A 26,625-nucleotide genomic window follows, 5' to 3' on the forward strand; every position below is an offset into this window, starting at 1 on the left:
GGCTTGGTAGGCCAGACCCGTTTAGCGTGTCGTTCCCTTTTGGGGTACGGGCACAGAGTGAGCGCGTAGATTAACCGTTTTACCGGGCAAACGCACTGATACAGTGCTGCTTGTCCGATGTGCGTATGTGTTTGTCGTCTGGATATCTGTCTCAGGCGATAATTTATTGCTGAATCGGGCAAATGTCTGGTGGAAAAACCTGATCGAGGCGATCGAATTTTCCGCACCGAGAAAAGACCTCCCCCTCATAACGACAAAGGCCACCCGAAGGTGGCCTCTGTGCGCGTGGGGGGTAAAGCGTATTACTTCTTCATTTCCCAGCCAGTCAGCTCGGCCAGGGCCTTGCCGATGTCAGCCAGGGAACGCACGGTTTTCACACCTGCGTCCTGCAGGGCGGCGAACTTCTCGTCCGCAGTGCCCTTGCCGCCGGAAATGATGGCGCCAGCGTGACCCATGCGCTTGCCCGCAGGAGCGGTAACACCAGCGATGTAGGAAACGACAGGCTTGGTGACGTTGGCCTTGATATAGGTAGCAGCCTCTTCTTCAGCCGAACCGCCGATCTCACCGATCATGACGATCGCTTCGGTCTGCGGGTCTTCCTGGAACAGCTTCAGGATGTCGATGAAGTTCGAGCCTGGGATCGGGTCGCCGCCGATACCGACGCAGGTCGACTGGCCGAAGCCGGCGTCGGTGGTCTGCTTGACCGCTTCATAGGTCAGGGTGCCGGAACGGGAAACGATACCAACCTTGCCTGGCAGGTGGATGTGGCCTGGCATGATGCCGATCTTGCACTCGCCCGGGGTGATGACACCTGGGCAGTTAGGGCCGATCAGACGTACGCCCAGCTCGTCGCACTTGACCTTGGCGTCCAGCATGTCGAGGGTAGGGATACCCTCGGTGATGCAGACGATCAGCTTGATGCCGGCGAAGGCAGCTTCCAGGATCGAGTCTTTGCAGAACGGAGCCGGAACGTAGATCACCGAGGCTTCGGCGCCAGTGGCTTCGACAGCGTCCTTGACGGTGTTGAACACCGGCAGGCCCAGGTGGGTAGTGCCACCCTTGCCCGGAGTAACGCCGCCAACCATCTTGGTGCCGTAGGCGATGGCTTGTTCGGAGTGGAAAGTACCCTGCGAGCCAGTGAAGCCCTGGCAGATGACTTTGGTGTCTTTATTGATCAGGACGCTCATTACTTGCCCTCCGCAGCTTTGACAACTTGTTGAGCAGCGTCGGTCAGGCTGGTGGCCGCAATGATGTTCAAACCGCTTTCTGCCAGTACTTTAGCGCCCAGTTCGGCGTTGTTGCCTTCGAGGCGAACGACGACCGGAACCTTAACGCCTACTTCTTTCACTGCACCGATGATGCCTTCGGCAATCATGTCGCAGCGAACGATGCCGCCGAAGATGTTGACCAGAACGGCCGCGACATTGCTGTCCGACAGAATGATCTTGAACGCTTCGGTCACGCGCTCTTTGGTGGCGCCGCCGCCAACGTCCAGGAAGTTGGCTGGCTTGCCACCGTGCAGGTTGACGATGTCCATGGTACCCATGGCCAGACCGGCACCGTTGACCATGCAGCCTATGTTGCCTTCCAGGGCTACGTAGTTCAGTTCGAACTTGGCAGCGTGGGCTTCACGGGCGTCGTCTTGCGACGGGTCGTGGAAGGTCTTCAGCTTAGGCTGACGGTACATGGCGTTGGCATCGATGTTGATCTTGGCATCGAGGCAGTGCAGGTCGCCGTCGGCCTTGATGACCAGCGGGTTCACTTCCAGCAGGGCGAGGTCGTGATCCTTGAACAGCTTGGCCAGACCGACGAAGATCTTGGCGAACTGTTGAACTTGCTTGCCTTCCAGACCCAGCTGGAACGCCAGCTCACGACCCTGGAACGGCTGAGCGCCGACCAGTGGATCGATGGTAGCCTTGAGGATCTTCTCAGGAGTTTCGTGAGCGACTTTCTCGATGTCCACGCCACCTTCGGTGGAGGCCATGAACACGATACGACGGCTCGAGCGATCGACGACAGCGCCCAGGTACAGCTCTTTGGCGATGTCAGTGCAGGATTCGACCAGGATCTTGGAAACTGGTTGACCGTTGGCGTCAGTCTGGTAGGTCACCAGATTCTTGCCCAACCACTGCGCAGCGAACGCCTTGGCGTCTTCCTTGCTGCGAACCAGCTTTACGCCGCCCGCTTTACCGCGACCGCCAGCGTGGACCTGGGCTTTGACGACCCACTCCGAACCGCCGATCTTGTCGCAGGCTTCTGCAGCTTCTTCAGGGGTGTCGACAGCGAAACCCTTGGAAACTGGCAGGCCGTATTCAGCGAACAGCTGCTTACCCTGATACTCGTGAAGATTCATGCTTTTTACCGTCTTCGTTAGGTACTGCGCTTCGGCGCTGCGCCATTGCTGGCGCCGCACCACCTGTGACCGTTAACCCCGGGTTATCCCATGTAGTTCGGTCCGGCGGACGTTCCGCGGTGAGTCATGCACGCAAGACTCACGACGGGCAGCCCGCCGTGGTTTCTTATAATTAACGCTTCTTACGGTTGGCCACGTGAATGGCGCCGCCATTCACTGCCAGCGCTGCTTCATGCAGCGCTTCGGACAGGGTCGGATGGCTGAAGACCATCATGCCCAGATCCTCGGCACTGGTGCCGAATTCCATCGCGATTGCGCCCTGCTGTACCAGTTCGGCAGCCGATGGGCCAATCACGTGCACGCCCAGGACGCGGTCGGTCTTGGCATCGGCGATGACCTTGACGAAACCACCGGTGTCGTTGGCTGCCATTGCACGGCCGCTGGCCGCGAACGGGAAGGTGCCTACGTTAACCTCAACACCCTCGGCCTTCAAGGCTTGTTCGGTCTTGCCGACCCAAGCGATTTCCGGGTGGGTGTAGATGACCGATGGAATCAGGTCGTAATTCATCTGGGCTTTGTGGCCCTTGATGCGCTCGACGACCATGATGCCCTCTTCCGAGGCCTTGTGTGCCAGCATCATGCCGCGCACCACGTCACCGATGGCATAGACGCCAGGAACGCTGGTGGCGCAGTAGTCGTCGACGAAGATGTAGCCACGCTCGTCGATGTTCACACCGCAGTCAGCCGACAGCAGGTCGGTGGTCACAGGACGACGGCCGACCGCGACGATCAGCTTGTCGAAGGTGATCTTCTGCTCGCCGTTGGCGTCGGTGTAGGTCACTTCGACTTCGTTGCCGTTGACTTTCGAGCCGGTGACGCGAGCGCCCAGCTTGATGTCCAGGCCTTGCTTGGTCAGGGTCTTCTGGGCTTCTTTCGAGACGGCGGTGTCGGCAGCCATCAGGAAGGTGTCCAGGGCTTCCAGGACGGTGACTTCAGCGCCCAGACGAGCCCAGACCGAACCCAGTTCCAGACCGATGACACCGGCGCCGATCACGCCCAGGCGCTTAGGCACAGCTTGGAATTCCAGGGCGCCGGTGGAATCGACGATGACGTTCTGGTCGACCGGAGCCGGCGGAATGTCGATCGGACGCGAGCCAGAGGCCAGGATCACGTTTTCGGCTTCGATGACTTCGGTGGTGCCGTCAGCCTTGGTGACTTCGACTTTCTTGCCAGCCAGCAGCTTGCCGTGGCCCTGGATCGAAGTGACGCCATTGGCCTTGAACAGCGTGGCAACGCCACCGGTCAGGTTCTTGACGATGCCAGCCTTGCGGCCAACCATCGCGGCGACGTCCATCTTCACTTCACCCGTGGAGATACCGTGGACGTTGAAGCTCTCTTTGGCTTCCTTGTATTTCCAGGAGCTGTCCAGCAGCGCCTTGGAAGGAATGCAACCTACGTTCAGGCAGGTGCCGCCCAGGGCCAGCTTGCCCTCGGCGTCGGTGTACTTCTCGATACAGGCAGTCTTCAGACCAAGTTGTGCGGCCTTGATGGCAGCCACATAGCCGCCAGGACCTGCACCAATTACCACTACGTCAAATTTCTGGGTCATAAAAGATTCCTTATCAGCTACAAGCTACAAGCCGCGAACCGCGCGGCCCTGCTTCTCTCGAAGCCGGGGCCGAACGGTAAGCAGCCAGAGGGTTAGATGTCCAGCAGCAGGCGAGACGGATCTTCCAGCAGGTTCTTGATGGTCACCAGGAAGGTGACCGCTTCCTTGCCGTCGATCAGGCGGTGATCGTAGGACAGTGCCAGGTACATCATCGGGCGAATGACCACTTGGCCGTTGATGGCCATCGGACGCTGGATGATGTTGTGCATGCCGAGAATCGCGGCCTGCGGCGGGTTGACGATCGGGGTCGACATCATCGAGCCGAAAGTACCACCGTTGGTGATGGTGAAGGTGCCGCCGGTCATCTCTTCGATGGCCAGCTTGCCGTCACGGGCTTTCTTGCCGAAGGTGGCGATGCCGTTCTCGATTTCAGCCAGGCTCATCGACTCGGCGTTACGCAGGACCGGAACCACCAGACCACGGTCGCTGGAGACGGCAACGCCGACGTCAGCATAGCCGTGGTAGACGATGTCGTTGCCGTCGATCGAGGCGTTGACGGCCGGGAAGCGCTTCAGGGCCTCGGTGGCAGCCTTGACGAAGAAGGACATGAAGCCCAGGCGCACGCCGTTGTGGGTCTTCTCGAACAGGTCCTTGTACTTCGAACGCAGGGCCATGACTTCGGTCATGTCGACTTCGTTGAAGGTGGTCAGCATGGCCATGCTCGACTGGGCTTCGACCAGACGCTCGGCGATCTTGGCACGCAGGCGGGTCATCGGTACACGCTTCTCGGTGCGGTCGCCAGCAGCGACGACGACCGGAGCAGCGGCAGCGGCAGCCGGCTTGGCAGCCGGAGCAGCGGCAGGAGCCGACTTCTTGTTGGCAACTGCGGCAACTACGTCTTCCTTGGTGATGCGACCGCCTTTGCCGGTGCCGGCAACGGTAGCCAGGTCAATGCCGTTCTCTTCAGCCAGCTTGCGTGCGGCAGGTGCGGCGACCGGGTCGTCTTCACCCGCATCGGCTGCAGCGGCGGCAGGGGCAGCGGCGGCGGCCGGAGCAGCAGCCGGAGCGGCGGCGGCAGCGCCACCTTCAACGATCGAACCCAGCACTTCGTCGGACAGGACGGTGTCGCCCTCGCCCTTGACGATGGCACCCAGCACGCCGTCGGCGGTGGCCAGGACTTCCAGGACCACCTTGTCGGTTTCGATGTCGACGATCAGCTCGTCACGCTTGACGGCGTCGCCCGGCTGCTTGTGCCAGGTAGCAACGGTGCCGTCGGCGACCGATTCCGGGAAGGTTGGGGCTTTGATCTCGATAGCCATTATCAGTGTTTCCTTAAATTCGGTTTCGTGTGCGCGATGGCGTTAGACAGTGAAGGCGTCTTGCAGCAGTTTTTCCTGCTGTTCGGCGTGCTTCGATGCGTAACCACAAGCGGGTGCGGCGGAAGCGTCGCGACCTGCGTATTCCAGAACCAGTGCCTTGTTGTGGCGGCCCAGGATACGGCGCATGTGGTGCTGGCTGCTGTACCAGGCGCCCTGGTTCATCGGTTCTTCCTGGCACCAGACCGCATGCTTGAGGTTGGTGTACGGCGCCAGGATTTCCACCAGGTCATCCTCAGGGAACGGATACAGCTGCTCGATACGCACGATGGCGATGTCTTCGCGGCCTTCGGCACGGCGTTTTTCCAGCAGGTCGTAGTAAACCTTGCCACCGCACAGAATCAGGCGCTCGACCTTGGCCGGATCGAGGTTGTCGATTTCCGGGATCACGGTCTGGAACGAGCCTTCGGCCAGGTCTTCCAAGGTCGACACGGCCAGCTTGTGGCGCAGCAGCGACTTCGGTGTCAGCACGATCAGCGGCTTGCGCAGCGGACGAATGACCTGACGACGCAGCAGGTGGTAGATCTGGGCTGGAGTGGTCGGTACGCAAACCTGGATGTTGTGCTCGGCGCACAGCTGCAGGTAACGCTCCAGACGCGCGGAGGAGTGCTCCGGGCCCTGCCCTTCATAGCCGTGTGGCAGCAGCATGGTCAGACCGCACAGACGGCCCCACTTGTGCTCGCCACTGGTGATGAACTGGTCGATCACCACTTGCGCACCGTTGGCGAAGTCACCGAACTGGGCTTCCCAGATCACCAACGCGTTCGGCGTGGTGGTCGAGTAGCCGTATTCGAAGGCCAGAACGGCTTCTTCCGAAAGGAAGGAGTCGTACAGCTCGAACTTCGGCTGGCCTGGGAACAGGTTCTTCAGCGGTACGTAGGTGCTGGCGTCCTTCTGGTTGTGCAGCACTGCATGGCGGTGCGAGAAGGTGCCACGGCCGATGTCCTGGCCGGTCATACGGATTGGGTGACCTTCGAACTGCAGGGTGGCGTATGCCATGGTCTCTGCGTAACCCCAGTTGATCGGCAAGCCACCGGCCTGCATCTTCTGGCGATCTTCGTAGATCTTCGCTACCTGACGCTGAACCACGAAGCCTTCCGGCAGCTCCAGCAACTTGGCCGACAGCTCCTGCAGGGTCTTGAGGTCGAAGCGGGTGTCGTGACGCGCGGTCCAGGCGTGGCCCAGGTACGGACGCCAGTCGACGAACAGCTCGCGGTTCGGCTCCTTGACCAGGCTCTTGACCACGTGCAGACCGTTGTCCAGGGCGTTGCGGTACTCGTCGACCTTGGCCTGAGCGCGCTCGGCGTCGATGCGACCAGCCTGGATCAGGGCATCCGCATACAGCTCACGGGTGGTGCGCTGCTTGCTGATCTGCTGATACATCAGCGGCTGGGTACCGTTCGGCTCGTCGGCCTCGTTGTGGCCGCGACGACGGTAGCAGACCAGGTCGATGACCACGTCACGCTTGAACTGCATGCGGTAGTCGATGGCCAGCTGGGTCACGAACAGCACGGCTTCCGGATCGTCACCGTTCACGTGCAGGATCGGCGCCTGGATCATCTTGGCGACGTCGGTGGCGTACTCGGTGGAACGCGAGTCCAGCGGGTTGCTGATGGTGAAACCGACCTGGTTGTTGATCACGATGTGCACGGTACCGCCGGTCTTGAAACCGCGGGTCTGCGACATCTGGAAGGTTTCCATGACCACGCCCTGACCGGCGAACGCAGCGTCGCCGTGGATCGAGATCGGCAGAACCTTGTCGCCCACGGTGTCGTTACGACGGTCCTGACGGGCGCGCACCGAACCTTCCACCACTGGCGAGACGATTTCCAGGTGGGACGGGTTGAACGCCATGGCCAGGTGAACTTCGCCACCGGGGGTCATCACGTTGGAGGAGAAGCCCTGGTGATACTTCACGTCACCGGAGCCCAGCTCGTTCATCTTCTTGCCTTCGAACTCGTCGAACAACTCGCGCGGGTTCTTGCCGAAGGTGTTCACCAGGACGTTCAGACGGCCACGGTGGGCCATGCCGATCACAACTTCCTTGGTGCCGTAGGAGCCGGAACGCTGGATCATTTCGTCCAGCATCGGGATCAGGCTTTCACCACCTTCGAGGCCGAAACGCTTGGTGCCCGGGTACTTGGTGCCCAGGTACTTCTCAAGGCCTTCACCGGCGGTCACGCGCTCGAGCAGGTGAGCCTGCACGTCGGCGGAGAATTCCGGACGACCGCGGACGCTTTCCAGGCGCTGCTGGAACCAGCTGCGCTGCTCGGAATCGACGATGTGGGTGAACTCGGCGCCAATGGTGCGACAATATGTCTTCTGGAGCGCCTCGAAAATTTCACGTAGGCTCGCTTCCTCTTTGCCGATGAACAGGTCGCCGGCACGGAAGGTCGTATCAAGATCGGCATTGGTCAAGCCGTAGTGATTGATCGACAGGTCTACGGGCGCAGGGCGCTGCCACAACCCCAAGGGGTCGAGCTTGGCAGCCTGATGGCCGCGCATACGATAGGCCTGGATCAGTCGCAGAACTTCAACCTGCTTCTTCTCGTGTTCACTGCTCACGCTCCCGGCGGACACCGGTTGGGCGCGGCGCTGGTTCTTTGCCAGCAGTACGAAATGGTCGCGGATTGTCGAGTGCGATACATCAGTAGCGGTGCTGCCGTCGGCGGGCAACTTCTGGAAGTAAGTGCGCCACTCTTCTGGCACAGCGTTAGGGTCGTGCAGGTAGAGCTCATAAAGCTCTTCCACATATGCAGCGTTACCACCTGAAAGGTGGGCGCTTTCCCACATGCGCTGCATCACGCTTTCTTGCATGCTTGGTCACCCTCGGTTAGGGGACTGATCGGCGAGAGCCACAGCAAACCTGGAAAAGTCCGAACACAGCGACTGAACCACGCCACCTGGATCCTGCTGATTTTCCGGGTACCAGCCCGGAAGCCCCTGCTGGTCTCATATCTTCATAGGTAATGAGCGCGGGCTTTTTGAGCCCTTGCTCGGGTTTTACCTCAGTGCGGGCTCACCACCCGCACCTCGGCTTACTGCAGGTACAACGTTTGGATCAGGTGCCGCTTTGCAGCAGCATGTTACGTACGTGACCGATCGCCTTGGTTGGGTTCAGACCCTTCGGGCAAACGTTTACGCAGTTCATGATCCCGCGGCAGCGGAATACGCTGAACGGGTCATCCAGGGACGCCAGGCGCTCCTGAGTCTTGGTGTCACGGCTGTCAGCCAGGAAGCGATAGGCCTGCAGCAAAGCGGCGGGACCCAGGAACTTGTCCGGGTTCCACCAGAACGAAGGACAGGAGGTCGAGCAGCACGCGCACAGGATGCACTCGTACAGACCGTCCAGCTTGTCACGCTCTTCCGGCGACTGCAGACGCTCGATGGCCGGAGCCGGAGTATCGTTCTGCAGGAACGGTTTCACCTTCTCGTACTGCTTGTAGAAGATGCTCATATCGACGACCAGGTCACGGATAACCGGCAGGCCTGGCAGCGGACGCAGAACCAGCTTGTTACCTTTTACGACAGAGGACAGCGGCGTGATGCACGCCAGGCCGTTCTTGCCGTTGATGTTCATGCCGTCGGAACCGCAAACGCCTTCACGGCAGGAGCGACGATAGGAGAAACCTTCGTCCTGCTCCTTGATCAGTGCCAGTACGTCCAGGACCATCAGATCCTTGCCACCGGTGTCGACCTGGAAGGTCTGCATCTTCGGTGCCGAATCGGTGTCCGGGTTGTAACGATAAACTTCAACTTGCAACATGGCGGCCACCCTTAGTAAGTCCGGACTTTTGGTTCGAAGGCCGGTACGGTCTTCGGCGCGAAGTTGACTGCACGCTTGGCAACGCGCTTCTCACCCGGGTAGTACAGGGTGTGGCACAGCCAGTTCTCGTCGTCACGGTCTTCGAAGTCTTCACGGGCGTGAGCGCCGCGGGACTCTTTACGGGCTTCGGCCGCGATGGCGGTAGCTTCAGCAACTTCCAGCAGGTTCTGCAGCTCCAGCGCTTCGATACGCGCGGTGTTGAAGGCCTGGGACTTGTCATTGATCTTGACGTTGGCGATGCGGTCACGCAGACCGGCCAGCTGCTCGATACCCTTCTGCATGTATTCGCCAGTACGGAACACACCGAAGTAGTTCTGCATGCAGCTCTGCAGCTCGCGCTTGAGGCTGGCGACGTCTTCACCGGTGGTGCGCTCGTTCAGCTTGCTCAGGCGGTTCAGTGCAACATCGACGTCGGTGTCGCTGGCATCGCGGTACTCGACGCCTTCGGTCAGCGCCTTCTCCAGGTGCAGACCGGCAGCGCGGCCGAATACCACCAGGTCGAGCAGCGAGTTGCCGCCCAGTCGGTTGGCACCGTGAACCGATACGCACGCCACTTCACCTACGGCGAACAGACCTGGGATGATCTGGTCGTTGCCTTCGGCATCCATGGTGATGGCCTGGCCGTGGATGTTGGTGGCGATGCCGCCCATCATGTAGTGGCAGGTCGGGATGACCGGTACCGGCGCGACCACAGGGTCGACGTGGGCGAAGGTCTTGGACAGTTCGCAGATACCTGGCAGGCGGCTGTGCAGCACCTCCTCGCCCAGGTGGTCCAGCTTCAGCAGTACGTGGTCCTTGTTCGGGCCCACGCCATTGCCGGCGATGATTTCCTTGACCATGGAACGGGCGACCACGTCGCGGCCAGCCAGGTCTTTGGCGTTTGGCGCATAACGCTCCATGAAGCGTTCGCCGTGGGCGTTGATCAGGTAACCACCCTCACCGCGGCAACCCTCGGTGACCAGTACACCGGCACCGGCGATGCCGGTCGGGTGGAACTGCCACATTTCGATGTCCTGCACCGGCACGCCAGCACGCAGAGCCATGCCCACGCCGTCACCGGTGTTGATCAGGGCATTGGTGGTGGAGGCATAGATACGGCCCGCACCGCCAGTGGCCAGTACGGTGGCCTTGGACTTGATGTACAGGGTTTCGCCGGTTTCGATGCAGATCGCGATCACACCCACGAACGCGCCGTCTTGGTTCTTCACCAGGTCAACGGCGTAGTATTCGTTGAGGAAGGTGGTACCGGCTTTCAGGTTGCCCTGGTACAGGGTGTGCAGCAGCGCGTGACCGGTACGGTCGGAAGCGGCGCAGGTACGGGCAGCCTGGCCGCCCTTGCCGAAGTCCTTGGACTGGCCACCGAACGGACGCTGGTAGATACGGCCGGTTTCGGTACGCGAGAACGGCAGACCCATGTGGTCCAGCTCGAAGACCGCAGCCGGGCCTTCCTGACACATGTATTCGATAGCATCCTGGTCACCGATGTAGTCGGAGCCCTTGACGGTATCGTACATGTGCCAGCGCCAGTCGTCGTTCGGGTCGGCCGAAGCGATCGCGCAGGTGATGCCACCCTGGGCGGAAACGGTGTGCGAACGGGTCGGGAACACCTTGGTGACCACGGCAGTCTTGTGACCGCCTTGCGCCAGCTGCAGCGCTGCGCGCATGCCGGCACCGCCGCCACCGATGATGATGGCGTCGAAGGAAATAGTAGGAATGCTAGCCATGGATCAGATACCCCAGAGAATCTGCACACCCCAGACGAAGTAAGCGAACATCGCAACGCCGCATACCGCCTGGAACAGGAAACGAATCGCAGTCGCCGACTTGCCGAACGACATCGGCGTCAGGTAGTCGGTGGCGATGGTCCACATGCCGACCCAGGCGTGAGCGCCCAGGGCAACGAGGGCCAGCAGACTGAAGATCCGCATCGCGTTGTTGGAGAACAGACCGTGCCACTGGGCATAGTCCATGCCTGGGTGAACAACGATGTACCCGATCAGGAACAGGAAGTAAGCCGCGAGAACGACCGCCGAGACGCGCTGCGCCATCCAGTCATAGAGGCCCGAACGCGACAGGTTCGTGACATTGGTTACCATACCCAAACTCCCACCAGAACGATCACCACCACGGAGATGACAATCACGATTTTCGAGCCCAGCTTGCCGCCTTCCAGCGTCTCACCGATGCCCATGTCCATGATCAGGTGGCGTACGCCTGCCACCAGGTGATACAGCAGGGCGGACAGCAGGGCCCAGGTCACCAGTTTGGCCAGCGGGCTGGTCAGACACGCCTTCACCTCGCCGAAGCCTTCCTCCGAACCCAGCGACTTGCCCAATGCATAAAGCATGATGGCAAGGCCCAGGAACAGGATGACGCCGGAGATACGGTGCAGAATGGACGTGTACGCGGTGATTGGGAGCTTGATGGTCCTTAGGTCTAGGTTTACAGGTCGTTGGCTTTTCACGGCTTTTTTCACACTGAAGAGCCCCTAGCGAATCAGGGCAAAGTTGTTGGTAAGTGTACTGGTCAGGTACCCACCACCCAGGGAACGGCGACCCCCAGCAAATCAGGCTTGCAAGCCCTTGGCGGTCGGGTGCCGAGTATAGACAGTTAGGCTGCTTATGACAACGTGACGGGGTAGCCCAAATAGCGCATTGCCTTTAGCGAGCAAAAGGCGTAAATGGGCGAGAATTTCGAGAAAAATCAGGCCTCAGAGCCGCTTTCAACCAGCCTTTAGGCAAATTGACATTCGAATTTATCCCTCTATAGTGGTGCGGGCCCTGCGTGGGGGGTCTGTCTGATGATTTCAAGCATTAATAGGAGGCCACATGGCTGACAAAAAAGCGCAGTTGGTCATCGAGGGCGCTGCCCCCGTCGAGCTGCCCATTTTAACCGGCACCGTTGGTCCTGATGTAATCGACGTCCGCGGGTTGGGGGCCACTGGTCACTTCACCTTCGACCCTGGTTTCATGGCGACTGCCTCGTGCGAGTCGAAGATCACCTACATCGATGGCGACAAGGGCGTGCTGCTGCACCGCGGCTACCCGATCGAACAGCTCGCCGAGAAATCCGACTACCTGGAAACCTGCTACCTGCTGCTCAACGGCGAATTGCCCAACGCCGAGCAGAAGGCCCAGTTCGTCAGCACCGTCAAGAACCACACCATGGTTCACGAGCAGCTGAAGTCCTTCTTCAACGGCTTCCGTCGCGACGCTCACCCGATGGCAGTGATGTGCGGCGTGGTTGGCGCCCTGTCGGCGTTCTATCACGACTCGCTGGACATCAATAACCCGCAACACCGCGAAATTTCCGCGGTGCGCCTGGTCGCCAAGATGCCGACCCTGGCCGCGATGGTTTACAAGTACTCCATGGGCCAGCCCATGATGTACCCACGCAACGACCTGTCGTACGCAGAAAACTTCCTGCACATGATGTTCAACACCCCGTGCGAGATCAAACCGATCAGCCCGGTGCTGGCCAAGGCAATGGACCGGATCTTCATCCTCCACGCCGACCATGAGCAGAACGCTTCCACTTCCACCGTCCGTCTGGCCGGCTCTTCCGGCGCCAACCCGTTCGCCTGTATCGCCGCCGGCATTGCCGCGCTGTGGGGCCCGGCGCACGGCGGTGCCAACGAAGCCGTACTGACCATGCTCGATGAAATTGGCGATGTTTCGAACATCGACAAGTACATCGCCAAGGCCAAGGACAAGAACGATCCGTTCAAGCTGATGGGCTTCGGTCACCGCGTCTACAAGAACCGCGACCCGCGCGCCACCGTGATGAAGCAGACCTGCGACGAAGTGCTGAGCGAACTCGGCATCAAGAACGACCCGCAGCTGGAACTGGCCATGCGCCTGGAAGAGATCGCCCTGACCGATCCGTACTTCATCGAGCGCTCGCTGTACCCGAACGTCGACTTCTACTCGGGTATCATCCTGAAGGCGATCGGCATTCCGACCAGCATGTTCACCGTGATCTTCGCCCTGGCACGTACCGTTGGCTGGATCTCGCACTGGAAGGAAATGCTCTCCAGCCCGTACAAGATCGGCCGTCCGCGCCAGCTGTACACCGGCCACGAGAAGCGCGACATCGTCGACCTGAAAGACCGCAAGTAAGCCCCCTGGCCGAACGCAAAAAGGCTGCCCTCGGGCAGCCTTTTTCATTGCAGATCCTGCGACCACCTCACAGAGGCGGCACCAAAGCCTCAGTGCTTCTCAGCCCGCTCGCGCAAGTTCTTCAGCGTATTGAACGGCGCCTCCACCACGAACTTGTTGGCCACCATTGCAGGCACACTACCACCCGGCTCAGTGTGCACCTGGTAGGTCACTTCTGTGCTGTCTCCCTTGGGCACCAGCTTCCAGAAGCCCTCGACCTTCGCCACCCGCACGAAGCCCTTCTCCTCGGGCACGTAGGTCGGCTCTCCCACCAGTTTGCGCACCACACTGCCATCAGCCTCCTTGGCGGTGGTCACATGCAGCACCGAATCGCGCGGCGTCACCGGCCAGGGAGTATTGAACTGGGTGTAGGTCCAGATCTCGCCACCTTCCTGCTTGAGCAGCTTCTGCAACTTGCACTCATGCACCCAGGCACAGGCGCCTACCACATCTTCCTGCAGCGCCTGCACCTTGGCCAACGGCGCCTTGATCAGGGTCACGCCACGATAGGCCTTGTACTTGGAGCCTGCCACTTCGCTCAGGGACACCTTGATCCCCTCCTCGTCCTTGGCCACCTGCCAGTCTTCAGCCCAGGCAACCGGCGCCAACAGAACACTCACGCCACACAGCAGTGCAATACGCTTCAATGATCTCATCATGCTTATCCTTGTTGTCGAAGATCCCGCTTGTCACGCCGCCGTCATCTGCTCCAGCCAGCCCAGAATCCTGATCGCTTCGTCACGACTCTGCCCACATACCTCGGGTTCTGCCCGGAAGCCACCGCAAACTGCCGGACGCTCGGGCTTGCCGAACAGGTCGCAGAGATTTTCCGTGGTCAGGTGCAGGCAGCGCTCGCCTGCCGGCTTGCCTTCAGGCATGCGCGGCATCGGCGAACTGATGGATGGCGCGATGCAGCAGGCACCGCAACCCTCACGGCAATTCATGGCTATTCACCGACATCAGGACTCCCTGGAACAAAACGGGACGAACGTCCCTGGATAGTAACCGCTCAAACAGACGTTTGAAATTGCTGGCCGGATGAAATCTGCGATGACCCGGCAGTCAGTTACACGAAGCTACTGACGAAACTCGAAGTCGATCGCCGCCCCTTCTACATCGCGGCGGCTGTCGTTGCGCAACTGAAGCTGCATTTCGTTGTTGATCAGCCGACCATTGAGCTGGAAAGGGCTGTCATCGTCCTGGGGCTTCTCGCTGAACATTGCTGGCAGCAAAGGTTTGCGCCTGACCGGCGCCTTGCCGACATCCGGCTCGAGGTTCTTGACCATGTCGGCAGGCAAACTCAAGTCCAGCTTGGTCTCCGGCAGCGGCTGGCGAACCGCTTTGCTGATCGGTTTGTGAGCCGATCTGGCCTTGGACTTGGCCTGCGCTTCGCGCTTGACGGCAGGCTTGGCCGACTTGTTCGCCACCGGCTTGTGACTGACCTTGCCCTTCACCGCCGGCGCCTGACTTGCCGGCTGTGCAGCCTCGACCCCACCGACAGGCAGAAAAAGCGGCAGAACGCACAACGACAGGGCAAAGCAGCGCAACAGTTTCATGGATTCGACAGGCAGGCCGGAAAGGTGCGTATGCTCTCTGTTCCGCGGGCGCCTGACAAGCCTACAAAAGCGCGCTCGTCGTCTCCCTGCACAATTGCTGGGCCAACAACCCGAGCGTGATCACCGCCCGCTCGGCCTCCTTGTTCCAAGGAATGCCGCAATTGAGCCGGATACAGTGGTTGAACTGCTCGGTATTACTGAAGATAAGGCCTGGCGCGATACTGATGCCCTGCTCCAGCGCTCGCACATGCAACTCCTGGGTATTGACCCGCCCCGGCAAGCTCACCCACAGAATGAAGCCGCCTGTCGGACGGGTCATCTGGGTGCCTTCGGGGAAGTGCTGCTGCACCGCCAGTTGGTAGGCACTGAGGTTCTTGCGATACTCCTGGCGGATATAGCGCAGGTGCCTGTCGTACCCGCCGTTTTCGAGGTAGGCCGCCACACCCATCTGGGTCACGCTGCAGGCCGAGTGCGTGGTGAAGGTTTGCAGGCGCTGGATCTCGTCCTGATAACGCCCCGCCACCATCCAGCCAACCCGCACACCCGGCGACAGCGTCTTGGAGAAACTCGAACAGTAGATGACCCGATCAAGCCTATCGAATGCCTTGAGCGCCTTGGTTCGCCCCTGCTCGAACATGAGTTCGCCATAGATGTCATCTTCGACGATCTGGATGTCGAAATCGGATGCCAGGCGCAGGAGCTGTTTCTGCCGCTCCTCGGGCACCGTTCCGCCCAGGGGATTGCTCAAGCGTGCGGTCAGCACCAAGGCCTTGATCGACCATTGGTTGGCCGCCAGTTGCAGCGCCTCGAGGCTGATGCCAGTCGAGGGGTCGCTGGGAATTTCGATGACCTTCAACCCCAGCAGGTCCGCCAGCTGCAACAGACCATAGTAGGTCGGCGACTCGGCCGCGATCAGGTCGCCAGGCCGCGTCAGTACCCGCAGCGACATCTGCAGCGCATCCACGCAACCATGGGTGACGATGATCTCGCGCGGGTCGACCAGCACACCGGCATCACGCATGCGAATGGCGATCTGCCGACGCAGCGGCTCGAACCCTGGGCTGAACATGTAGCTGAACGCCCGGGGACTGTGGAAGCGGGTGACCTTGGCGATCTGCTGATGCAGGGCCCGAACCGGCAGGTAGTCGACATGGGGCACCGCTGCCCCGAAGGGGAACACGCCATCACGACGCGCCTCGGTCAGCACCTGCTGGATGATACTGGCACGGGTAACCAGCCCCGGACGCTCGACCCGTGCAATGTCTGGGGTCTGCGCCGTCAGTGCGGGGGTCTGGTGGACATAGTAGCCCGACTGCGGCCGGGCACGAATCAGGCCCTGGTCTTCGAGATTGGCATAAGCCTGCAGCACCGTGGCGTGACTGACGTTGAGCTGAGCGCTCATCTTGCGCACGGACGGCACGCGCTCACCCGGTTGATAGACACCGCGACGGATGTCATCGGCCAGTTGCTGGGCGATACGCTGATACAGCAGCAGGTTGGTCATGGCGATATCTCGACGCTCGGACGGGCTCGTTGTTCTTATGCTGCAATCTGGCAGCAGAGCATACCGTAACAGTTGCCAAGTGTACTGGGACAGATTGCAGAATAGCCAACATTACTGCGGCGTGACAGTGCCCCTGATCGCCGGCAAGCCGCCCCCACATGAGGGTCGACGTGCCAGCGATCAGATCAAAGGGTCAACGGGCGGGTGCCAACTTGCCTTTGTCATCGGAGAACACGATCTCGACGCGGCGGTTCTGCGCCCTACCCCGCTCCGACGCGTTAGCCTCGATCGGATACTGGTCGCCGTAGCCCAGCACTTCGAGGCGCTTCTCGTCGATGCCCAGATCGACCAGCATGTCGGCCACCGCCTGGGCACGATCGCGTGACAGCTTGAGATTGTCTTCAGGCGCTCCGGTGCTGTCGGTGTAACCTTCGATGCGCACCACGCGCCGCGGGTTCAGCTGCAGGAACTGGACCAGCTTGAGCACCGTGCGGCTGGCGGAGTTCTTCAGGTCGGCACGGCCGGTATCGAACAGCACGTCACCCAACGTCATCACCAGGCCACGGTCGGCCTGCTCGGACGCCATTGCGGCAATCTGCGCCTCGACCCACTTGCCCTGCTGCTGAACGCTGGCGAGTTTGGCTTCACGCAGGGCCAACTGAAGGCGCTGACGCTCCAGGTCGAGCTTGGCGATGCGCTCCTGGTTCAGTGCAAGCTTGGTGTGCTCGCGGGCGATTTCGCTATAGCGCTGGCTCAGGTAAGCGTAGTGACGCACATCGGCACCGGTGCCGATGTAGCTGGACAGCCGTTCGGCGCGGGCCAACGATTCACCGGCTCGGATCACGTCACGCGGTGCACTGCGCAGCACGTCGGAGTCATCCTTGACCTTCTGGAATGCCGAACTGGCTTCATCCAGCGCAACCTCGCTGCGATGGCTGGCACAACCTTGCAAGCCAGCAGACAACGCCAGCACCATCAGGACGGACACGGGCTTGAGGCGCATCATGGCTGCACCTCCAACTGCTTGCGCAGGCGCTTGACGCGCGACTGCAAGCGTTCGAGTTGCTCATCGCTTTTCTGGTTCAGCACCCGCGCCTCGGCCAAACGCGCATCCAGCTCGGATTGTTCGGCGCGCATGCGTGCATCGCGATAATCCTCGGTCAGCATGTTGGTCTTGGCGCGAGCCAACTTGTCTTCGGCCATCTTGAACTCTGGCACCTGCTCGGTAGCGCCAACGGCCTTGGCCTGCTCCAGCGCTTGCTCGGACAGACGCATCTGCTCATTGGGCGCCGGATCGTTGGCGCAGCCGGCCAAGCCAAGCATGGCCAGGGCAAGGATCAGTGGTTGGGTTCTCACGCAATCTTCCTACTGTTTGGGGGCATCCAGCGGCGCCTGCATCTGTACCTTCCAGCGCTCGACATTACGCTGTAGCACGGCCTCGGACGCACCGGAGATCGGCAATTCTGTCAGTTTTTTCGCTAATTGCCCACGCAGCCACGCGTCATTGCAGGCCGAGTTGTGAGACACGGCCAGATACAGCCCCGGGCGGTCCACCGGCAGCCCGCGTGCGATCAGGTCATTGCTCATGCCCAGGCTCTGGGCCATGGCCATTCCCGCGTAGCGACCCGCCAGCACATAGTCCACCTGCCCCAGCACCAACTTCTGGAATGCCTGGGTCAGGTTCTGCGCGGGCAGCAGCTTCAGTTGCGCCTTGGCGAAGGCTTCGAAGGCCGGCGTAAGCCGCGCCCGCTCCGACAGACCACCCTGGTACTGGGCAAGGTCGGCCGGGCCGTCAAACACCAGGCTGGCATCATGGCGGGTCCAGACCAGGTACTCATTGAGCTGCAAAGGGGGGTGGATGTAGTCGAGCGCTGTCAGCTGGCCGACCTGCATCGGCGTGTCGAGCAACAGGTCCATCCGGCCACTGCGCACCTCCTCCAGAGCCTGGTCGCGCTTGCCGGCATACAGCACCTCGAGTTTCACGCCGAGTTCGCTGGCCACCTGGCGCAACAGGTCGACGTTGGCACCGATCAGGTGTTCAGGGTCCTTTGGGTCCTGCCAGGAATACGGCGGCGCATCAGGGCTGCCGGTCGCCACCAGGCGCTCGCACTTGCCTGCCGCCATCGCCATCGGCGACAGCATCGCAACCATGCATGCCAGTATCGCGCGCGCTCCGCGAAGCCTCATCCTCTCTCCTTGCCTTGTTCTTGAGGGCCCACTTGCCCGCACCACCGGCACGCGCCTCCTGCAGGCGCCGGCCGGCGATAAGCCCGCAACGGGCATGAAAAAGCCCGACCCCCTCAACGAGGGCCGGGCTTCTTTATAAGTGAAGCAGCCGGATCAGACCAGCTTTTCCAGCTCTGGTACCGCTTCGAACAGGTCAGCGACCAGGCCGTAGTCGGCCACCTGGAAGATCGGCGCTTCTTCGTCCTTGTTGATCGCAACGATCACCTTGGAGTCTTTCATACCGGCCAGGTGCTGGATGGCACCGGAGATACCGACGGCGATGTACAGCTGCGGCGCGACGATCTTGCCGGTCTGGCCGACCTGCATATCGTTCGGCACGAAGCCTGCGTCGACCGCGGCGCGCGAAGCACCGACAGCGGCGCCAAGCTTGTCGGCCAGGGCGTACAGGTGCTTGAAGTTGTCACCGTTGCCCATGCCACGGCCGCCGGATACGACGATCTTGGCAGCGGTCAGCTCTGGACGATCGGACTTGGCCAGCTCTTCGCCGACGAAGGCCGAGATACCGGCATTGTGAGCAGCCCCCACCGCCTCAACGGCAGCCGAGCCGCCTTCGGCGGCGACGGCGTCGAAGCCGGTGGTACGCACGGTGATGACTTTTACAGCAGCGCTCGATTGCACGGTGGCAATGGCGTTACCGGCGTAGATCGGACGCTTGAAGGTGTCGGCGGACTCGACCGAGATGATCTCGGAGATCTGGTCGACGTCCAGCAGCGCGGCAACGCGCGGCAGGATGTTCTTGCCGTTGGTGGTGGCAGGGGCCAGCACATGGCTATAGCCTTTGGCCAGCTCGACGATCAGCGGCGCGACGTTCTCCGGCAGGACGTGGGCGTAGGCTGCGTTGTCAGCAACCAGCACCTTGGCCACGCCAGCGATCTTGGCGGCGGACTCGGCAACGCCACCGACATTCTGGCCAGCGACCAGTACGTGGATATCGCCACCGATCTTGGCGGCTGCGGCGACAGTGTTCAGGGTGGCCGGGGCTACGGCACCGTTTTCGTATTCAGCGACAACCAGGATAGTCATTTAGATTACCTTCGCTTCGTTCTTCAGCTTCTCGACCAGTTCGGCCACCGATTTGACCTTGATACCCGCGCTGCGGGCAGCAGGCGCTTCGACCTTCAGGGTCTTGTTGGTGGAGGCGATGGAGACGCCCAGCGCGTCTGGAGTAACGGTCTCCAGCGGCTTCTTCTTAGCCTTCATGATGTTCGGCAGCGACGCGTAACGTGGCTCGTTCAGGCGCAGGTCGGTGGTGACGATCGCCGGCAGGTTCAACGCGACGGTCTGCAGGCCGCCGTCGATTTCGCGGGTGACGTTCAGCTTGTCGCAAGCCACTTCCACCTTGGAGGCGAAGGTGCCCTGCGCGAAACCGGTCAGCGCGGCCAGCATCTGGCCGGTCTGATTGTTGTCACTGTCGATGGCCTGTTTGCCGAGAATGACCAGCTGTGGCTGCTCTTTGTCGACAACGGCTTTCAGTGCCTTGGCCACGGCCAAGGAGTTCAGTTCGTCAGCTGCTTCGACCAGAATGGCACGGTCGGCACCCAGGGCCAGGGCGGTACGCAGTTGCTCCTGAGCAGTGCTCGGGCCGACGGAGACGACGACGATCTCGCTCGCAACGCCCTTTTCTTTCAGGCGCACGGCTTCTTCCACGGCGATTTCGCAGAAGGGGTTCATGGACATCTTGACGTTTGCAAGGTCGACGCCGGAGTTGTCCGCTTTGACGCGAACCTTGACGTTGTAGTCGACCACTCGTTTGACAGCTACAAGAACCTTCATGGATTCCTCGTTACTCTCCGGTGAATAGAATGTCGCCTGGGGCTTGCCCGGCGATTGCGCGTGGGTACAAGGGCACCTCTAAAAACGTTCCGGCTCGAGCGAACTTCACAGTGACCAATCAGTCCTGTTCAGACTGTTTCGGCAAAACCCGCGGGTCATTTTCTGTCGTGGCGTGTAGACTCCACTACAAAACGGGTTTCGGCCCGAAAACCTTGCTCTACGCCTGGCCTTTAGGGGTGCACCTGCGCCCGACGGTCAGCCTACGGCGAGCGTAAAACCGCTCGTATCTTGACCGTAACACCCAATCCGGTCAATACGGCAAATCGGCCACCCTCAAGCCGCGTTCCTGTGATTTTACTGGCCTGCGGCAAATTCAAACAAACGTTTGTATTGGACCCGCCAAGTGGTGTAGATATAATGCGCGGCCAAGACAAAACGGTGTAGTTCGTCATTCACGCGGCTACAGGGCTACAGACACCTGAACAGCCTCCCGTGACCACCCCCGCACCCAATAAGACAAAGCAACAGCACGAGCCTTGATGAGTAGGAGAGTACCAGTGGAACGCGAATACATGGAATTCGACGTGGTCATCGTCGGCGCCGGCCCGGCGGGCCTGTCCGCCGCCTGCCGCCTGAAGCAGAAGGCCGCCGAAGCCGGTAGCGAGATCAGCGTCTGCGTGGTCGAGAAAGGCTCCGAAGTCGGCGCCCACATCCTCTCCGGCGCGGTCTTCGAACCCCGCGCCCTGAACGAGCTGTTCCCCGACTGGAAAGCACTCGGCGCGCCACTGAACACCGAAGTGAAGCGTGACGATATCTATGTGCTCAAAGATGCCGGCAGCTCGACCAAGGTCCCTGACCTGTTCGTGCCTAAAACCATGCACAACCAGGGCAACTACATCATCTCCCTGGGCAACCTGTGCCGCTGGCTGGCCCAGCAGGCAGAGAACCTGGGCGTGGAAATCTACCCAGGCTTCGCCGCACAGGAAGCGCTGTTCGACGAAAACGGTGTGGTACGCGGCATCATCACTGGCGACCTGGGCGTCGACCGCGAAGGCAACCCCAAGGACGGCCTGTACACCCCAGGCATGGAACTGCGCGCCAAGTACACCCTGTTCGCCGAAGGTTGCCGCGGCCATATCGGCAAGCAGCTGATCAAGCGCTTCGACCTGGACAGCGAGTCCGACGTGCAGCATTACGGCATCGGCTTGAAGGAAATCTGGGAAATCGACCCCGCCAAGCACGAGCAGGGCCTGGTGGTGCACACCGCCGGCTGGCCGCTGGACGTGATGAGCAAGGACAACACCGGCGGCTCGTTCCTCTATCACCTGGAAAACAACCAGGTGGTGGTCGGCCTGATCGTCGACCTGTCCTACGCCAACCCGTACCTCTCGCCGTTCGATGAGTTCCAGCGCCTGAAGCATCACCCGGTGATGAGCCAATATCTCGAAGGCGGCAAACGCATCAGCTACGGCGCCCGCGCCATCTGCAAAGGCGGCTTCAACTCGCTGCCCAAGATGGTGTTCAACGGTGGCGCGCTGATCGGCTGCGACCTGGGCACCCTGAACTTCGCCAAGATCAAGGGCAGCCACACCGCCATGAAGTCGGGCATGCTCGCTGCCGAGGCAGTTGCCGACGCACTGATCGCCGGCAGTGAAGGCGGTGACCAGCTCAACGGTTATGTCAGCGCCTTCAAAGCCAGCTGGCTCTACGAAGAGCTGTTCGCCAGCCGCAACTTCGGCCCGGCCATGCACAAGTTCGGGCCGATCCTGGGCGCGGCGTTCAACTATGTCGATCAGAACTGGTTCGGCGGCAAGCTGCCGTTCACCCTGCACGACACCAAGCCGGACTACGCCTGCCTCAAGCTCGCCGCCGATTCGCAGAAGATCGACTATCCGAAACCCGACGGCAAGCTCAGCTTCGACAAGCTCAGCTCGGTATTCCTCTCCAGCACCAACCATGAAGAGGAGCAACCTTGCCACCTGAAGCTGACCGATCCGAACGTACCGATCGCCAACAACCTGCCACTGTACGACGAACCGGCGCAGCGCTACTGCCCGGCCGGCGTATACGAAGTGGTCACCCAGGAAGACGGCAACAAGCGCTTCCAGATCAACGCGCAGAACTGCGTGCACTGCAAGACCTGCGACATCAAGGACCCGGCCCAGAACATCACTTGGGTCACGCCTGAAGGCGCTGGCGGGCCGAACTACCCGAACATGTAAGCCCTGCCCCCGAGGCAGGAAAAAGCCCCCTGGCCGCGTGGCCCGGGGGCTTTTTCGTTGTGCCCGGAGGCAATCATTCCGCCTGCTTGCCGCTGTGGAACGCGACCGTCGTCCGCGTGGTATCCAGCCCCAATTGGGCAAGTCGCTCGCGCACATGGGCGAGGCATGCACCGCCATCCGACACATAGTGCCCCGACGCATCGTTGATCATTCCCAGGATATCGTGGACCGCCACGCCCGCCCCCATGCGGACGATCGTCATTTCACCCGCGCATACCACGGGGGCGCCCATACCCAGCTGGCTGTGAGTGATGTAATGAGCCCGAGGCGCCGCCTTGTCCCAGCGCTTTACGATAATGCTCCCCTGTGGCGTGTACACCCAGGTGTAGGAGTCGTTTGCCGTGTTGGGCTCAAGATAAACAGGACGCTGGCCGACCAGCTCGAACCCCAGCACCCTACCGTCCTGCTCACCGATCAACTGGCAAACTCCTTCGATGTTCGAGACGTCGTAGCTGCGCCAGTACAGCCAGTCGCTCAGCAGGGGTCGCCAAGTGACCGGGTACGTACGCCCGGTAAAATCCAGCGGTGTCTCCTTGCCCTTCAAGCGCCAGTCCAACCAGTTCACGACGCCCTTCCAACTCGCCCCTCTCGCCGGCAGCAGCCAAGGGCTTTCGGCAACCAGTAGCCGGTTGGACAGTTCATCGTTGACCACCAGATCCAGAGATTGCATGCGCCACGCAGGCCCGTACCCTTCGCCGCTCACTTGGTACAGCTCGACACTGTGGAGCTCATCGGCAACCAGCTGACGCCCCGCGAACATGCTCGACAGATCGACATCGACCTGAAGCAATGAGCCACGATCGAAGTTGCGTGCCAGCAATTGCCGGTGCGCGCTGCCGTTGACGGAAAAATACACAGCATCACTGGTCCCGGACCTCAAGTCATTGGAGACCTGCACATGAATGGCCAGCGTGCTGATACGCAACGCGCTGCCCCTGTTACGCCTCGTCTGCCCCGGCATTTGCACCTGCCATAGCCCCTCTGGTGACTCTGCCACGTGTGCCTGAAGCCATACATCGCCATTGCCGGGGTCGGCGCACAAAGCGCGTTTCTCTTCGCCATAGAACAACACGCCTCGGGCGGACAAGTGCCAGCGGTCTCCGTCCTGCGCGGCAGGTTTGCAGCGCACGCCCAGGCCCAGTACCTGTTGGGTGGCAACATGGGTCAGCTCGCCATCCTGATACATCCACTGCATCGCCAGCGGATCGGGCAAGGCGGCAACGCGAACCCCTGACTCGTCCGCCATCAGAAAATCGCGCCCATTGCGCAGACAGAAAGGAATGCCAACCGGCATTCCTTCCAGTGAGGTCTCACGGCCTACTCTGCCATCGAGTCCGTCGAGCAGAAGATGCGAGATCTCGACCTTGCGCGCTTTCTCATCGACCAGCACCCAGGCAACACCGCTTGGCGCCGCTTGAATGTCCATGACATGCCGAAAATGAGGCAACGGATGCGCGCCGGTCAGTTGCTCCCCGTCACCGTAGACAACCAGCCAGGCAGCGTCGTGATGCTCGTTGTCGTCGAACACGCAGCCAAGGCTGTTGTTGCCCCAGGTGATTACGGGCGTAACGGCTTGCTCGAAGTCGCCATCAGGCCCCGGGGCATCATGGTGCGTTCCTGAAAAGAGCATGGTCGCCGGAATGGGCGGCAGCTGACGGCGCGTCAGCCAATTCACATGAAATCCGTACATGGCGCCTGTTTCCTGAAATGTGGATGCGGGAGCAATCTACATTCATGTACAGTCGCCTTCTGTGCGCCTTGTAGCCTTGATTTGCGTGAACCGTTGGCACCGGCTGTAGGCTGTTGCAGGCCGACTCAGGGTGTCCTTATCTCTTCGAACAATTCTGGGCGACGATCGAGCAGTTTGAATAGCTCGATGAGTGCAACCGGTGGCCGCATCTTGCCATTTTCCCAACGGGAAAATGCGTGCACCCGCCACCCTAGACCGCGTGTGCAGTCATCGCTGAACACATCAGGAATGACCGTGGATTCTGCCTCGATGCCCCTGCTCCTCTAGGCTCATTTGTCAGCGCACATGACCGGCATAGGCTCGACGGCGAACGCCAAGGGCTCGCGACGCCCGAAATACAACGCGGTGAGCAATCCGACGGTGCCCATGATCAGACAAAAGCCGACACACACCCACGGGCTCCACGGCATCAGCGCGATCAATGCCAGCGGCGTGGTACTGGCCCACAGGGCATAGGCGACGTTATAGGTGAAGGAAATACCCGACACGCGGATCTGCGCCGGGAATAATCCGACCATGATCGACGGCACCACCCCCACCACGCCACAGCAAAGCCCTGCCAGCGCATAGGCGGCCCACACCGCGCCCCACTGCCCCACCAGGCTTGCGTACAGCACGCCGACACCCAATGGCAGCAACAGGCTGTAGACCATCAGCGCACGCCAGCCACCCAACCGGTCGACCAACAGCCCCGCCATCACGCAGCCTATATTGAGAAAGACGATGCCCACGCTGCTCAAGGCGAAGGTATGCCCGGCACTCATGCCGAAACGCTGCTGCATCACGGTCGGGGTGATCACCACCAGCACCACCACCGCCGAGGTCAGCACGCAGGTCAGCAATGCCGCCGGGATCAGCGCACGGCTATGCTCTGCCAGCACCCGTCGCAGCGGGAAGGCCACTGGCTGCTCCTGGCGCTCGCGCAGGGCCAGAAACACCGGGGTTTCACTCAGCCAGCGACGCAGCCACACGCCGATCACACCGAACACGCCACCCAGCAGGAACGGATAACGCCAGGCGTAATCGAGGATTTCCTGCGCGGTGAAGACCTGCGCCAGCAAGGTTGCGGTCAAGGCACCCAGCAGGTAGCCAAAGGTCAGCCCGGCCTGCAGGAAGCCCAGTGCATATCCCCGTCGCCCTGGCGGGGCGTGCTCGGCGACGAAAGTCCAGGCACTGGGCACCTCGCCTCCCACCGCGGCCCCCTGCAGGATGCGCAGCGCCAGCAGAATAAGTGGGGCGGCGTAGCCGATGTCGGCGTAGGTCGGCATCACACCGATCAACAGGCACGGCAGGGCCATCATCAGGATGCTCAGGCTGAACACCCGCTTGCGGCCCAGATGGTCGGCAAAATGCGCCATGAGAATCCCACCCAGCGGGCGGGCCAGGTAACCGGTCACGAAGATCCCGAAGCTTTGCAGCAAGCGCAGCCATTGCGGCATTTCCGGTGGGAAGAACAGCTGGCTCAGGGTCAGCGCGAAGAACACGAAGATGATGAAATCGTAGATCTCCAGGGCGCCGCCCAGTGCCGCCAGACCCAGGGTCCGGTGGTCGCTGCGGCTGAACCGGGGCGCAGGAGCGGTGTGGTTGGCAGTCATGGCAGGGGTCCGCAAATCGGCAAAGGGCAAGAGGATAGCAAATGCTTACCCTTGGGTACCCCTTCAGGTTCAATGGGTCCGGCTGAATACGGTCGACGGGAAATGCTGGCGAGCGCGCGGAAACGCCAGATGGCTGGCGACGCTCGAAGGCAGGCCAAGCTTGCCGACCAACACTGGCGCATCGATGATCGCCATGAAAGAACCCAGCGCTTCGTCGTCCGGCACCTGGGGCAGGCTGATGCTGACCGCCTGGCGCTCGGCCGGCGGCACGTCTGGAACCGTCACAGACTGTGAGTGATAGAGCAAGGCGTGCTGAATCTGTGCGTTGACCCGGCAAAAGCGCTCAAGGTCGACCCCGCAGTGACTACCCAACTCGATATTGCCGACCAACAGGTTGAAAGGTTGCAGCGCGCACTGCACCAGGCGCTGCAGCTCTTCGAAGCTTTGCACCGGCGCGATCCGGAAATAGCCCAGGCCATTGAGCAGTCGCTCAAGGTGCAAGCGCTGGCTGGGGTGCTCGTCGGCGATAAGGATGCGCATCGTTTTGTTGGGCATCATCGGACCTGGGCAGTTAGCTAGTTAAGGGAAACTCCCTGA

Annotated in this window: 24 protein-coding genes; 2 read left to right on the top strand and 22 right to left on the bottom strand. The window is 61.1% G+C overall.

Features of this window, described 5'->3' with window-relative positions; all coding sequences use genetic code 11:
- Nucleotides 1–302: 302 nt before the first annotated feature.
- The 9 genes from sucD to sdhC form a co-directional block, all read right to left on the bottom strand.
- Nucleotides 303–1,187, bottom strand: coding sequence for a succinate--CoA ligase subunit alpha (gene sucD, locus H620_RS0124465; protein ID WP_027908201.1), 885 nt, complete (start codon nucleotides 1,185–1,187; stop codon nucleotides 303–305).
- On the bottom strand, nucleotides 1,187–2,353 hold the full coding sequence (gene sucC / locus H620_RS0124470) for an ADP-forming succinate--CoA ligase subunit beta (protein ID WP_023381351.1): 1,167 nt from the start codon (nucleotides 2,351–2,353) through the stop codon (nucleotides 1,187–1,189). Before sucC ends, sucD begins: the two co-directional genes overlap by 1 nt.
- A 172-nt stretch (nucleotides 2,354–2,525) precedes the next feature.
- Complete coding sequence (lpdA, locus tag H620_RS0124475) at nucleotides 2,526–3,962, bottom strand: dihydrolipoyl dehydrogenase (protein WP_023381352.1); 1,437 nt, start codon at nucleotides 3,960–3,962, stop codon at nucleotides 2,526–2,528.
- A 92-nt stretch (nucleotides 3,963–4,054) separates the two neighbouring features.
- Entirely contained in the window at nucleotides 4,055–5,281 is a 1,227-nt protein-coding gene (gene odhB / locus H620_RS0124480; protein WP_027908202.1) for a 2-oxoglutarate dehydrogenase complex dihydrolipoyllysine-residue succinyltransferase, read from the bottom strand.
- Between the two features lie 42 nt (nucleotides 5,282–5,323).
- Nucleotides 5,324–8,155, bottom strand: coding sequence for a 2-oxoglutarate dehydrogenase E1 component (locus H620_RS0124485; protein WP_023381354.1), 2,832 nt, complete (start codon nucleotides 8,153–8,155; stop codon nucleotides 5,324–5,326).
- A gap of 244 nt (nucleotides 8,156–8,399) precedes the next feature.
- Nucleotides 8,400–9,104 carry a succinate dehydrogenase iron-sulfur subunit gene (locus tag H620_RS0124490; protein ID WP_023381355.1) on the bottom strand — a complete coding sequence of 235 codons (705 nt, stop codon included), beginning with the start codon at nucleotides 9,102–9,104 and terminating at the stop codon, nucleotides 8,400–8,402.
- 11 nt (nucleotides 9,105–9,115) lie between these two features.
- Entirely contained in the window at nucleotides 9,116–10,888 is a 1,773-nt protein-coding gene (gene sdhA, locus H620_RS0124495) for a succinate dehydrogenase flavoprotein subunit (protein WP_023381356.1), read from the bottom strand.
- 3 nt (nucleotides 10,889–10,891) lie between these two features.
- Nucleotides 10,892–11,260, bottom strand: a complete 369-nt coding sequence (gene sdhD, locus H620_RS0124500; RefSeq protein WP_023381357.1) for a succinate dehydrogenase, hydrophobic membrane anchor protein — start codon at nucleotides 11,258–11,260, stop codon at nucleotides 10,892–10,894.
- Nucleotides 11,254–11,640: a succinate dehydrogenase, cytochrome b556 subunit gene (gene sdhC / locus H620_RS0124505; protein ID WP_077068487.1), complete on the bottom strand. Its 387-nt coding sequence runs from the start codon at nucleotides 11,638–11,640 to the stop codon at nucleotides 11,254–11,256. Before sdhC ends, sdhD begins: the two co-directional genes overlap by 7 nt.
- A gap of 352 nt (nucleotides 11,641–11,992) precedes the next feature.
- On the opposite strand from sdhC, the gene gltA reads away from it, so the two are divergent.
- Nucleotides 11,993–13,282: a citrate synthase gene (gltA, locus tag H620_RS0124510; protein WP_023381359.1), complete on the top strand. Its 1,290-nt coding sequence runs from the start codon at nucleotides 11,993–11,995 to the stop codon at nucleotides 13,280–13,282.
- 89 nt (nucleotides 13,283–13,371) lie between these two features.
- Here the strand turns inward: gltA and H620_RS0124515 are convergent, their stop codons facing one another.
- The 9 genes from H620_RS0124515 to H620_RS0124555 form a co-directional block, all read right to left on the bottom strand.
- The gene (locus H620_RS0124515; protein WP_023381360.1) at nucleotides 13,372–13,977 is read right to left on the bottom strand and encodes an START domain-containing protein; all 606 of its coding nucleotides are present in this window, start codon (nucleotides 13,975–13,977) and stop codon (nucleotides 13,372–13,374) included.
- Nucleotides 13,978–14,010: 33 nt separating this feature from the next.
- On the bottom strand, nucleotides 14,011–14,265 hold the full coding sequence (locus H620_RS0124520; RefSeq protein WP_023381361.1) for a YkgJ family cysteine cluster protein: 255 nt from the start codon (nucleotides 14,263–14,265) through the stop codon (nucleotides 14,011–14,013).
- A 132-nt stretch (nucleotides 14,266–14,397) separates the two neighbouring features.
- Complete coding sequence (locus H620_RS0124525) at nucleotides 14,398–14,877, bottom strand: hypothetical protein (RefSeq protein ID WP_023381362.1); 480 nt, start codon at nucleotides 14,875–14,877, stop codon at nucleotides 14,398–14,400.
- Between the two features lie 61 nt (nucleotides 14,878–14,938).
- Nucleotides 14,939–16,381 carry an aminotransferase-like domain-containing protein gene (locus H620_RS0124530; protein WP_023381363.1) on the bottom strand — a complete coding sequence of 481 codons (1,443 nt, stop codon included), beginning with the start codon at nucleotides 16,379–16,381 and terminating at the stop codon, nucleotides 14,939–14,941.
- A 193-nt stretch (nucleotides 16,382–16,574) separates the two neighbouring features.
- Entirely contained in the window at nucleotides 16,575–17,387 is an 813-nt protein-coding gene (locus H620_RS0124535) for an OmpA family protein (RefSeq protein WP_023381364.1), read from the bottom strand.
- On the bottom strand, nucleotides 17,384–17,737 hold the full coding sequence (locus H620_RS0124540) for a DUF4398 domain-containing protein (protein ID WP_023381365.1): 354 nt from the start codon (nucleotides 17,735–17,737) through the stop codon (nucleotides 17,384–17,386). Before H620_RS0124540 ends, H620_RS0124535 begins: the two co-directional genes overlap by 4 nt.
- Nucleotides 17,738–17,746: 9 nt before the next feature.
- Nucleotides 17,747–18,568, bottom strand: a complete 822-nt coding sequence (locus H620_RS0124545; RefSeq protein WP_027908203.1) for a substrate-binding periplasmic protein — start codon at nucleotides 18,566–18,568, stop codon at nucleotides 17,747–17,749.
- Between the two features lie 153 nt (nucleotides 18,569–18,721).
- Nucleotides 18,722–19,651: an electron transfer flavoprotein subunit alpha/FixB family protein gene (locus H620_RS0124550; protein WP_023381367.1), complete on the bottom strand. Its 930-nt coding sequence runs from the start codon at nucleotides 19,649–19,651 to the stop codon at nucleotides 18,722–18,724.
- A complete protein-coding gene (locus H620_RS0124555) occupies nucleotides 19,652–20,401 on the bottom strand; it encodes an electron transfer flavoprotein subunit beta/FixA family protein (protein ID WP_027908204.1) in 750 nt (249 codons plus the stop codon).
- Nucleotides 20,402–20,940: 539 nt separating this feature from the next.
- On the opposite strand from H620_RS0124555, the gene H620_RS0124560 reads away from it, so the two are divergent.
- Nucleotides 20,941–22,623: an electron transfer flavoprotein-ubiquinone oxidoreductase gene (locus H620_RS0124560; RefSeq protein WP_081669754.1), complete on the top strand. Its 1,683-nt coding sequence runs from the start codon at nucleotides 20,941–20,943 to the stop codon at nucleotides 22,621–22,623.
- A gap of 73 nt (nucleotides 22,624–22,696) precedes the next feature.
- Here the strand turns inward: H620_RS0124560 and H620_RS0124565 are convergent, their stop codons facing one another.
- The 4 genes from H620_RS0124565 to H620_RS0124575 form a co-directional block, all read right to left on the bottom strand.
- A complete protein-coding gene (locus tag H620_RS0124565; RefSeq protein ID WP_027908205.1) occupies nucleotides 22,697–24,373 on the bottom strand; it encodes a hypothetical protein in 1,677 nt (558 codons plus the stop codon).
- A gap of 125 nt (nucleotides 24,374–24,498) precedes the next feature.
- A complete protein-coding gene (locus H620_RS27650; RefSeq protein WP_374372426.1) occupies nucleotides 24,499–24,654 on the bottom strand; it encodes a type II toxin-antitoxin system MqsA family antitoxin in 156 nt (51 codons plus the stop codon).
- Between the two features lie 48 nt (nucleotides 24,655–24,702).
- Nucleotides 24,703–26,028, bottom strand: a complete 1,326-nt coding sequence (locus tag H620_RS0124570) for an MFS transporter (protein ID WP_023381371.1) — start codon at nucleotides 26,026–26,028, stop codon at nucleotides 24,703–24,705.
- A 69-nt stretch (nucleotides 26,029–26,097) separates the two neighbouring features.
- Entirely contained in the window at nucleotides 26,098–26,583 is a 486-nt protein-coding gene (locus H620_RS0124575; protein WP_023381372.1) for a response regulator, read from the bottom strand.
- Between the last annotated feature and the right edge of the window lie 42 nt (nucleotides 26,584–26,625).

Origin of the sequence: Pseudomonas taiwanensis DSM 21245 (assembly GCF_000425785.1) — a bacterium.
Lineage (GTDB): Bacteria > Pseudomonadota > Gammaproteobacteria > Pseudomonadales > Pseudomonadaceae > Aquipseudomonas > Aquipseudomonas taiwanensis.

Excerpts from the sequence above, each read along its gene's own strand:
- H620_RS0124490 (WP_023381355.1), bottom strand. The coding sequence starts at position 9,104 with ATGTTGCAAGTTGAAGTTTATCGTTACAACCCGGACACCGATTCGGCA.
- H620_RS0124570 (WP_023381371.1), bottom strand. The coding sequence starts at position 26,028 with ATGACTGCCAACCACACCGCTCCTGCGCCCCGGTTCAGCCGCAGCGAC.
- H620_RS0124535 (WP_023381364.1), bottom strand. The coding sequence starts at position 17,387 with ATGATGCGCCTCAAGCCCGTGTCCGTCCTGATGGTGCTGGCGTTGTCT.
- sucD (WP_027908201.1), bottom strand. The coding sequence starts at position 1,187 with ATGAGCGTCCTGATCAATAAAGACACCAAAGTCATCTGCCAGGGCTTC.
- odhB (WP_027908202.1), bottom strand. The coding sequence starts at position 5,281 with ATGGCTATCGAGATCAAAGCCCCAACCTTCCCGGAATCGGTCGCCGAC.
- lpdA (WP_023381352.1), bottom strand. The coding sequence starts at position 3,962 with ATGACCCAGAAATTTGACGTAGTGGTAATTGGTGCAGGTCCTGGCGGC.
- sdhA (WP_023381356.1), bottom strand. The coding sequence starts at position 10,888 with ATGGCTAGCATTCCTACTATTTCCTTCGACGCCATCATCATCGGTGGC.
- H620_RS0124555 (WP_027908204.1), bottom strand. The coding sequence starts at position 20,401 with ATGAAGGTTCTTGTAGCTGTCAAACGAGTGGTCGACTACAACGTCAAG.
- H620_RS0124530 (WP_023381363.1), bottom strand. The coding sequence starts at position 16,381 with ATGACCAACCTGCTGCTGTATCAGCGTATCGCCCAGCAACTGGCCGAT.
- H620_RS0124520 (WP_023381361.1), bottom strand. The coding sequence starts at position 14,265 with ATGAATTGCCGTGAGGGTTGCGGTGCCTGCTGCATCGCGCCATCCATC.
- H620_RS0124515 (WP_023381360.1), bottom strand. The coding sequence starts at position 13,977 with ATGAGATCATTGAAGCGTATTGCACTGCTGTGTGGCGTGAGTGTTCTG.
- sdhD (WP_023381357.1), bottom strand. The coding sequence starts at position 11,260 with ATGGTAACCAATGTCACGAACCTGTCGCGTTCGGGCCTCTATGACTGG.
- sucC (WP_023381351.1), bottom strand. The coding sequence starts at position 2,353 with ATGAATCTTCACGAGTATCAGGGTAAGCAGCTGTTCGCTGAATACGGC.
- gltA (WP_023381359.1), top strand. The coding sequence starts at position 11,993 with ATGGCTGACAAAAAAGCGCAGTTGGTCATCGAGGGCGCTGCCCCCGTC.
- H620_RS0124575 (WP_023381372.1), bottom strand. The coding sequence starts at position 26,583 with ATGCCCAACAAAACGATGCGCATCCTTATCGCCGACGAGCACCCCAGC.
- H620_RS0124525 (WP_023381362.1), bottom strand. The coding sequence starts at position 14,877 with ATGAAACTGTTGCGCTGCTTTGCCCTGTCGTTGTGCGTTCTGCCGCTT.
- H620_RS0124560 (WP_081669754.1), top strand. The coding sequence starts at position 20,941 with ATGAGTAGGAGAGTACCAGTGGAACGCGAATACATGGAATTCGACGTG.
- H620_RS0124545 (WP_027908203.1), bottom strand. The coding sequence starts at position 18,568 with ATGAGGCTTCGCGGAGCGCGCGCGATACTGGCATGCATGGTTGCGATG.
- H620_RS0124565 (WP_027908205.1), bottom strand. The coding sequence starts at position 24,373 with ATGTACGGATTTCATGTGAATTGGCTGACGCGCCGTCAGCTGCCGCCC.
- H620_RS0124485 (WP_023381354.1), bottom strand. The coding sequence starts at position 8,155 with ATGCAAGAAAGCGTGATGCAGCGCATGTGGGAAAGCGCCCACCTTTCA.
- H620_RS0124550 (WP_023381367.1), bottom strand. The coding sequence starts at position 19,651 with ATGACTATCCTGGTTGTCGCTGAATACGAAAACGGTGCCGTAGCCCCG.